The following is an 8,797-nucleotide window of genomic DNA, read 5'->3' as shown; positions in this document are numbered from 1 at the left end:
GTCAAAAGGGAAAAAGCCCAGATCGTCAGCTAAGGTCCCAAAGTGTAAGTTAAGTGGTAAAGGATGTGGGATTTCTAAGACAACTAGGATGTTGGCTTAGAAGCAGCCACTCATTTAAAGAGTGCGTAATAGCTCACTAGTCGAGAGATCCTGCGCCGAAAATGTCCGGGGCTCAAACTTACCACCGAAGCTACGGGTTCAAGTTTAACTTGAGCGGTAGAGGAGCGTCGTAATCGGGCTGAAGTCGTACCGTAAGGAGCGGTGGACTGATTACGAGTGAGAATGTTGGCATTAGTAGCGAGATGTAAGTGAGAATCTTACAGGCCGAAAATCTAAGGTTTCCTGGGGAAGGCTCGTCCGCCCAGGGTTAGTCGGGACCTAAGCCGAGGCCGAAAGGCGTAGGTGATGGACAATTGGTTGATATTCCAATACCACTATTATCGTTATTATCGATGGTGTGACGGAGAAGGATAGGATGTGCTAGCGATTGGAAATGCTAGTCTAAGCATTTAGGGAGTTAAGACAGGAAAATCCGTCTTAACAATTCTGAGGTGTGATGGGGAAGGCCAATTTGGCCGAAGTATCTGATTCCATGCTTCCAAGAAAAGCATCTAGAGAGAGAAGTAGTGCCCGTACCGCAAACCGACACAGGTAGATGAGGAGAGAATCCTAAGGCCATCGGAAGAATTGCAGTTAAGGAACTAGGCAAATTGACCCCGTAAGTTCGCGAGAAGGGGTGCCTGCGAGAGCAGGCCGCAGAGAATAGGCCCAAGCAACTGTTTAGCAAAAACACAGGTCTCTGCTAAAGCGTAAGCTGATGTATAGGGGCTGACGCCTGCCCGGTGCTGGAAGGTTAAGGGGAACACTTAGCGCAAGCGAAGGTGTGAACTTAAGCCCCAGTAAACGGCGGCCGTAACTATAACGGTCCTAAGGTAGCGAAATTCCTTGTCAGGTAAGTTCTGACCCGCACGAATGGCGTAATGACTTGGGCACTGTCTCAACTGCAAATCCGGCGAAGTTGTAGTGCGAGTGAAGATGCTCGCTACCCGCGATTGGACGGAAAGACCCCGTAGAGCTTTACTGTAGCTTAGCATTGAGTTTCGATATTGTCTGTACAGGATAGGTGGGAGACTGAGAAGCTAGGGCGTCAGCCTTAGTGGAGTCATCCTTGGGATACCACCCTGACAGTATTGGGATTCTAACCGGACGCCATGAATCTGGTGACGGGACATTGTTAGGTGGGCAGTTTGACTGGGGCGGTCGCCTCCAAAAAAGTAACGGAGGCGCCCAAAGGTTCCCTCAGAACGGTCGGAAATCGTTCGAAGAGTGCAAAGGCAGAAGGGAGCCTGACTGCGACACCCACAAGTGGAGCAGGGACGAAAGTCGGGCTTAGTGATCCGGTGGTACCTCGTGGGAGGGCCATCGCTCAACGGATAAAAGCTACCTCGGGGATAACAGGCTGATCTCCCCCAAGAGTCCACATCGACGGGGAGGTTTGGCACCTCGATGTCGGCTCGTCGCATCCTGGGGCTGTAGTAGGTCCCAAGGGTTGGGCTGTTCGCCCATTAAAGCGGCACGCGAGCTGGGTTCAGAACGTCGTGAGACAGTTCGGTCCCTATCCGTCGCGGGCGTAGGAAATTTGAGAGGAGCTGTCCTTAGTACGAGAGGACCGGGATGGACTGACCTATGGTGCACCAGTTGTTCTGCCAAGAGCATGGCTGGGTAGCTAAGTCGGGAAGGGATAAACGCTGAAAGCATCTAAGCGTGAAGCCCCCCTCAAGATGAGATTTCCCATAGCATAAGCTAGTAAGACCCCTTGAAGAACACAAGGTTGATAGGTCAGAGGTGTAAGTGTGGTAACATATTTAGCTGACTGATACTAATAGGTCGAGGGCTTGACCAATAATTAAAAGATTTTGGCTGTAATTCATGTGCAATTTTCAGAGAACACTCTGATATCTGGTGATGATGGCGTAGAGGAAACACTCCTTTCCATTCCGAACAGGAAAGTTAAGCTCTACAGCGTCGATGGTACTGCATGGGAAACTGTGTGGGAGAGTAGAACGTTGCCAGGTTATATGGCTCGATAGCTCAGTCGGTAGAGCAGAGGACTGAAAATCCTCGTGTCCCTGGTTCGATTCCTGGTCGAGCCACCAGATAAAAAAGCACTAACATTTGTTAGTGCTTTTTTACTCTTTAGGAAATTATATTTTTATATTTATTATGAATAACTACTGTAAGGTATTTAGGTATCGCCTAAAGAGTAAAAATATGAATATAGTGCGCTTACAAGATTTTCCTCAGGCAAGCTTCGGAAATTCACATGCGCTGAAAAAGTCGACGCCTCGACAAGCTCGCCTTGGCGACTTTTTTTATTTAATAAATTCTAATAAGGCATCTACATGACCTTTAACTTTAACTTTTCTAAATTCATTTATTAGAATTCCATTTTCATCAATAATGAAAGTACTTCTTTCTATTCCTAAAACTTTTTTACCATACATATTTTTTTCTTTAATAACATCATATAGCTGGCAAACAACTTTTTCTTCATCACTTAATAAAACAAATGGTAAGTTAAATTTTTCAATAAATTTATTATGTGAGTTTAAGTTATCTTTACTTATACCAAGAACTATAGCATTTAAATCACTTATTTCAGTTATATTATCTCTAAAATCACAGGCTTCTGTAGAGCATCCCGGAGTATTATCCTTAGGATAAAAATATACTATTACTTTTTTTCCTCTATAGTCACTTAATTTATGTTCTTTTCCATCAGATCCCATAAGTGTAAAATCTGGTGCTAATTTTCCTAATTCCATTAAAAACATCCTCCTTATAAAGTTTATTTAATTATAATACTACTAATAATTATTATCAACAAGTAATACTAATTTAATCGTAAATTTATATTAAATTAATAAATCATATATATTTTAATATAAACTCTGGTATAATTAACTATGTTAACAAATTTTTATTTAAAGGAGATATTTTAATGGAAGATAAAATTTTGGCTACGATAGCAGGAAGAGAAATAAAAGAGTCTGATTTACAAGCAGTAATTATGAAATACCCAGCAGAAAGAAGAGAATACTTTAAAACAGTAGAAGCAAAAAAACAATTATTAGAGCAAATGGTTTCTTTTGAACTAATAAACATGCTAGGTAAGGAATTAAATATAGACTCTACAGAAGAGTATAGAGAAAATGTAAAACAGGCAGAAAAAGATATTTTAACTCAATTAACAATAAATAAATTATTATTAGAAGTTACTGTTACAGATGAGGATGCTTTAGATTATTATAATAATAATAAGAATGTTTTTACTCAACAACCAGCAGTTACAGCAAAACATATATTAGTTGATTCAAAAGAACTTTGTGATAAAATTAAAAGCGAAATTGATTCAAATGAAATTACATTTGAAGAAGCTGCTGTTAAATATTCAACTTGCCCATCTAAGGAGCAAGGAGGAAACCTTGGAGCTTTTGGTAGAGGTATGATGGTTCCAGAATTTGAAGAAGCTGCATTTAACTTAGAAATAGGTGTTGTAAGTGATTCTGTTCAAACTCAATTTGGCTATCATTTGATAAATGTTGAAGAGAAAAATGAAGGTAAAGAAATGCTATTTGATGAAGTTAAGGATCAAATTGTAAATACATTACTACAAGAAATGCAACAAAGAAAGTATTTAGATGTTGTTAAAGAATTAGAAAAGAAATACGTAGTTACTAGAGCATAATAAAGTATAAAAAATAAAGGAATTGATGTCAATTCCTTTATTTTTTATAGTAATTCATTAAAGCTTAATATGTATTTATCAGCTATATTTATTAAGGCTTCCTTTTGATTTTCAGATGCTTTATCATAAATAGCAAACACTTTCATGCCTGCAAGCTTTGCCCCTTTAACAGCTTGTACTATATCTTCAAAAACTAAACACTTATTTGGATCAACATTAAGTTTTTTGGCAGATAGTAAATATATGTCGGGATTATCTTTTGATTTTTTTACTTCTTCTGTTGTAGTTATTGAATCAAAAAAGTGGTATATATTATTTCTCTTAAGTGTTACCTCTAGTAGGGGTATAGAATTACTAGTTGCTAAGGCGATTTTCACACCTTTTTGTTTTAGTAAAGTTAAATACTCTACTACACCATCTTTTAGTTTAATTGTATTAGAATAATGATAAAAGGCCATTTCATGCCATGTAGATATAATATCTTCTATGCTGCTATCTATATTAAAATTGTTTTTAAAATAGATAGCTGTTTCAGTAAGAGTAAGATGAGTTATTTTTTCTTGAAGATTATCAGGAACATTATAACCAAACTTACTTAAATATTCTTCATCTATTTGAGCCCATATTCCCATTGAGTCTATTAGTGTTCCATCTAAATCAAATATAACTGCTTGTATATTATCCATATATTTATGACTACCTCCTTCAAGTGTTATTTAACATAATATTATAATAAGTTAAATATTATGTTAATTTATATTATTTTAGTAGTATATAAAAATTTTAACAATTATGACTCCTCTTTCATATAAGTATTGTAATTAGAATTTTGAAAAGGGGATAAGATTTATGTTGATATTAATATTGTGTGTTTATATATCAATAATTCCTATAGTATTAATTTCTTGTAAATCTATTGGGTTTGAAGATAAACTTAAAGAAGTTAATGACTATATGGATTGCAATTAATATAGTATATCTATATATAATTTAAAATACAAATATTAAAATAAAATTTACTTAAAATTAAAAATTATTATACTTAATAAGTAAGAAATAATAAATAAAATAAAAAATCCTCTCAATAATAGAGAGGATTTTTTTATGGTCGGGGTGACAGGGATTGAACCTGCGACCTCATGGTCCCAAACCACGCGCGCTCCCATCTGCGCCACACCCCGAAGTACATTATAATTATAGTAATTATAACCTGCTATGTCAACAGTTTTAAAAATAAAATGTTGAAATTATTTTTCTGTTGTTTTAATATATATAGATATTATATATATTTAGGAGGAACAAATTAATGAGAGGAAGTACTATAGTAATTATTTTGGGAAGCATAGGCTTTATATTAATGGGATTATTATCATTAAAGAGCAAAAAGACTAAAAAGCTATTAAGCAATAGTGGAGTTTATAGTGATATTGATAAGTTTATGAAGGTTAACGGAATATTTAATATATCTATAGGAGCATTAGGTGTTGTATTAGGAATAGCTGATTATATTTTACCAAATCAATCTAAGTATATAATAATTTTATTTATAGTAATTGTATCTATTTCATCTTTAGTACAAAGTAAGTCTTCAAAAAGGTATAGGAATATATAGAAATATATTCCTATACCTTTTTATAAATAAATTTTTAATAATTTATTTATAAAATTATAATAATGATGGTTATAAATAGCATATAATTATAATGAAAACTAGGTAATCATGGTTATATATGGATAACCAAGACTTATCTACATATGTATAGTATACATTTACATGGTCTAAATATCTCATTTTTTAAAAATTACCATTGTCCAAGCTTTCCATAAGTGTTATAATGGTAATAAATCATATAGGGAGAGGGGGATGGTCTAAGGACCAAACACTTATGAAAAAGAAGATTTTATCAATTGTTATAGCAGGTGCTTTAACAATAACTTCAGTCACGCCGGTTTTTGCTACTCCAAATCAGGAGGTAATAGAAAAAAATCAACAAGAGTATAACGAAATAAATAAGAAGATAGAAGATATTCAAGGTAAGATATATAGTTTAAATGAACAAATAGCACCATTAGCTGAAAAGGTTGAAAATAATAAGAAGCAAATGGAATCTATTAAGGATGAAGTTCAAAACACAAAGAAAGAAATTGAAAATTCAAAAACTGAAATTTCAGAAAAAGAGGAAGTATTAGGAAAAAGGTTAAGAGAGCTATATAAGTCAGGTGGACAAGGAAGTTATTTAATGCTTCTATTTAGCGCTGATAGTTTTGGTGATCTTGTTTCTAAATTAGATTCTGCTAATAGACTTGTAAGTATTGATAAAAAGATAGTAACAGATTTAGTAGATAAGAAAGAAAAATTAGACGAGAAAGTATCTTCTTTAGAAGAAAAATCAAATGAAATAGCTAAAATAAATGAGGAAACTAATAAGACTCTATCAGAATTTGAAACTAAGAAAGCAGAGCAGGAAAGTTTTATTGCAGAAGCACAGGCTGAGCAATTAAAATTCGATGCTGAGTTTTTATCTGTTGCAGAAAGAGGTTTAGTTGAACATCAACTTGAAATAGTAAAATCATCTAACGATAAATCAGCTCTTCAAAGTGCTATAAGCCAATTAATAAACATTAAAGATAATCAGCTTAAGAGTCCAACTGTAATTGAAGAAGTTAGAAATGCAATAGATGCAGGAACAGCTAAAGTTGAGGAATTAAAAGCTCAAGAAGAAGCAGCAAGTATACCAAATAGAGGATCTGGATCAGGTAATGCAGGAACAAGTAGTTCAGGTAATGCAATAGTAGATTTTGCATATGGATATATAGGTACTCCATATGTTTATGGAGCAACAGGACCTAGTAGTTTTGATTGTTCAGGATTTACTAGTTTTGTATATAGAAATGTAGCGGGGATGGACATAACAAGGACAACTTATTCACAGGTTGGAGTGGGACGTGAAGTTTCATATAATGAATTACAACCAGGAGATCTAGTATTTACTTATGGTTTAGATCACGTTGGAATTTATGTAGGTGGAGGACAATATATACATGCTCCACAACCAGGAGATGCAGTTAAGGTTTCACCTCTTACATCATTCACTACTGCTAGAAGAGTACTTTAATTAGAAGTTAATTATATGATTTTTATAAACTCCGTCTTATTTTAGGCGGAGTTTATTTTCATAATAATATATTATTATGTTTTTACTAATTTAATTTAAAAAATAAAATATTAATAGGATAATATTTTATGATATAATTTAGATTAGTTTTAAAGCTTATAAGTATATATTTAAGAAGAGTCTAAGGTTCATTATGTTTAATTGGTAGACTTATTATTATAATTTATATTAATGTTGATACTAATAATATAATGACAAAAGAAATTAGAGGTATTTAAGATGAATAGAAATATTAATTTACTAGAAGATGAATCTATTGATGATTTACAGTTAGATAACTTATATTTAATACAAAAAAAATCAGGATTTAGATTTGGTGTAGACGCAGTACTATTATCTAATTTTGCTAATGTAAAAAGAAATCATAGAGTTATAGATTTATGCACAGGTACTGGAATAGTTCCTTTTTTATTATATGGGAAATATAAGCCTAAAGAAGCTATTGGAATCGAGATTCAAAGCGATATGGTGGAAATGGCTAGAAGAAGTAGCATCTATAATAAATTAGAAGAAGTAATTAAATTTGAAAATGCTGATTTGAAAGATATAAATTTTCTAAGTAAGTTAGGCAAATTTGATGTTTTAACTGTTAATCCTCCCTATAAATTAAATAATTCAGGTATAGTAAATCCTAATGATAAATTAGCTATAGCTAGGCATGAGGTATTATGTACATTAGAGGATGTAATAGTATCAGCTAGAAAGCTTTTAAAGGATAATGGAAGAATGTATATGGTACATAGACCTGAAAGGTTAATAGATATATTCGAACTTATGAGAAAGCATAAAATTGAGCCTAAAAGAGTGCAGATGATACAACCAAATAGTAAGAAGGCACCTAATATAGTCTTAGTTGAAGGCCAACGTGATGGAGGAGCTTATTTAAAGTGGGAAGCACCTTTATATGTGTATAATGAAGATGGTAGTTATTCAAGTGAATTAAATAAAATATACGGTAGGGAGGTTTAGCTTCATGGAAAAAGGGAAATTATATTTAGTACCAACTCCAATAGGTAATTTAAAGGATATAACATTAAGAGCTTTGGAGGTTTTAGAAAATGCAGATATAATAGCAGCAGAAGATACAAGACAAAGTTTAAAGCTATTAAATCATTTTAATATAAAGAAAAGCTTATTTAGTTATCATAAACACAATGAGCAAGGGAAAAGTGAAGATATAATAAATAGATTAAAAGATGGAATGAATATAGCATTAATTACTGATGCTGGAACTCCAGGAATATCTGATCCTGGAAGTGTAATTGTTGAAAAATGCATAGAACAAGAAATAGAATTTGAAGTATTACCTGGAGCAACAGCCATAACAACTGCTTTAGTTTACTCAGGATTAGATACAACAAAGTTTATTTTTAGAGGATTTTTACCAAGAGAAAATAAAGAGAGAAATCCTATAATGGAAGAGATTAATGGTGTCAGAGATACTATAATACTATATGAAGCTCCACATAGACTATTGGATACATTAGAATATTTATTAAATAATTTAGGTAATAGAAAGATAGCAATATGTAGAGAACTTACTAAACTTCATGAAGAAATTTATAGAGGTACTATATCATTAGCCATTGAATATTTTGTAGAAAACAGACCGAGAGGAGAGTTTGTTTTAGTTATTGAAGGAAAATCAGACGATGAGATAAAAGCTGAAAAGGAAGCTTTGTGGAGCGATTTAACAATAGAAGAGCATTTGATAAAATTAATAGAAAGCGGAATAGACAAAAAAGAAGCTATAAAACTAGTGGCTAAAGAGAGAAATCTACCTAAAAAAGAAGTCTATAAATACTCAACAGAGTTATAATTAAATCCCCTACGAATTTACGAATTCATAGGGGATTTAATTATAACTGACTTT

At 33.2% G+C, this 8,797-nt stretch carries 7 protein-coding genes, 2 tRNA genes and 2 rRNA genes (1 of these 11 running past the window's edge); 8 read left to right on the top strand and 3 right to left on the bottom strand.

The window, feature by feature from the left end:
* The 3 genes from ACZJV1_RS17780 to ACZJV1_RS17770 form a co-directional block, all read left to right on the top strand.
* Positions 1 to 1,903 (top strand): 23S ribosomal RNA (locus tag ACZJV1_RS17780); it begins 1,003 nt to the left of the window's first position.
* A gap of 55 nt (positions 1,904 to 1,958) precedes the next feature.
* Positions 1,959 to 2,075 (top strand): 5S ribosomal RNA (gene rrf, locus ACZJV1_RS17775).
* A 5-nt stretch (positions 2,076 to 2,080) separates the two neighbouring features.
* Positions 2,081 to 2,156 (top strand) — tRNA-Phe (locus ACZJV1_RS17770).
* Positions 2,157 to 2,372: 216 nt separating this feature from the next.
* Here the strand turns inward: ACZJV1_RS17770 and bcp are convergent.
* A complete protein-coding gene (gene bcp / locus ACZJV1_RS17765) occupies positions 2,373 to 2,825 on the bottom strand; it encodes a thioredoxin-dependent thiol peroxidase (protein ID WP_460289293.1) in 453 nt (150 codons plus the stop codon).
* A 176-nt stretch (positions 2,826 to 3,001) separates the two neighbouring features.
* Between bcp and ACZJV1_RS17760 the strand changes: the two genes are divergently transcribed.
* Positions 3,002 to 3,748, top strand: coding sequence for a peptidylprolyl isomerase (locus tag ACZJV1_RS17760; RefSeq protein ID WP_463650949.1), 747 nt, complete (start codon positions 3,002 to 3,004; stop codon positions 3,746 to 3,748).
* 44 nt (positions 3,749 to 3,792) lie between these two features.
* Here the strand turns inward: ACZJV1_RS17760 and ACZJV1_RS17755 are convergent, their stop codons facing one another.
* A complete protein-coding gene (locus ACZJV1_RS17755) occupies positions 3,793 to 4,434 on the bottom strand; it encodes an HAD family hydrolase (protein WP_463650948.1) in 642 nt (213 codons plus the stop codon).
* Between the two features lie 419 nt (positions 4,435 to 4,853).
* Positions 4,854 to 4,929: transfer RNA gene (locus ACZJV1_RS17750), tRNA-Pro, on the bottom strand.
* Between the two features lie 125 nt (positions 4,930 to 5,054).
* On the opposite strand from ACZJV1_RS17750, the gene ACZJV1_RS17745 reads away from it, so the two are divergent.
* The 4 genes from ACZJV1_RS17745 (at position 5,055) to rsmI (ending at position 8,743) form a co-directional block, all read left to right on the top strand.
* Positions 5,055 to 5,360 (top strand): hypothetical protein, encoded by a 306-nt coding sequence (locus ACZJV1_RS17745; protein ID WP_463650947.1) that lies wholly within the window; start codon positions 5,055 to 5,057, stop codon positions 5,358 to 5,360.
* A 274-nt stretch (positions 5,361 to 5,634) separates the two neighbouring features.
* On the top strand, positions 5,635 to 6,864 hold the full coding sequence (locus tag ACZJV1_RS17740; protein ID WP_411169147.1) for a C40 family peptidase: 1,230 nt from the start codon (positions 5,635 to 5,637) through the stop codon (positions 6,862 to 6,864).
* Positions 6,865 to 7,143: 279 nt separating this feature from the next.
* On the top strand, positions 7,144 to 7,893 hold the full coding sequence (locus tag ACZJV1_RS17735) for a tRNA1(Val) (adenine(37)-N6)-methyltransferase (RefSeq protein WP_463650946.1): 750 nt from the start codon (positions 7,144 to 7,146) through the stop codon (positions 7,891 to 7,893).
* A 4-nt stretch (positions 7,894 to 7,897) separates the two neighbouring features.
* On the top strand, positions 7,898 to 8,743 hold the full coding sequence (gene rsmI / locus ACZJV1_RS17730) for a 16S rRNA (cytidine(1402)-2'-O)-methyltransferase (RefSeq protein WP_411169145.1): 846 nt from the start codon (positions 7,898 to 7,900) through the stop codon (positions 8,741 to 8,743).
* Positions 8,744 to 8,797: the final 54 nt, after the last annotated feature.

Source organism: Clostridium sp. LS3 (assembly GCF_055330225.1).
Note: the sequence above shows the minus strand (reverse complement) of the source record. Positions and strands in the feature narration are given on the sequence as shown.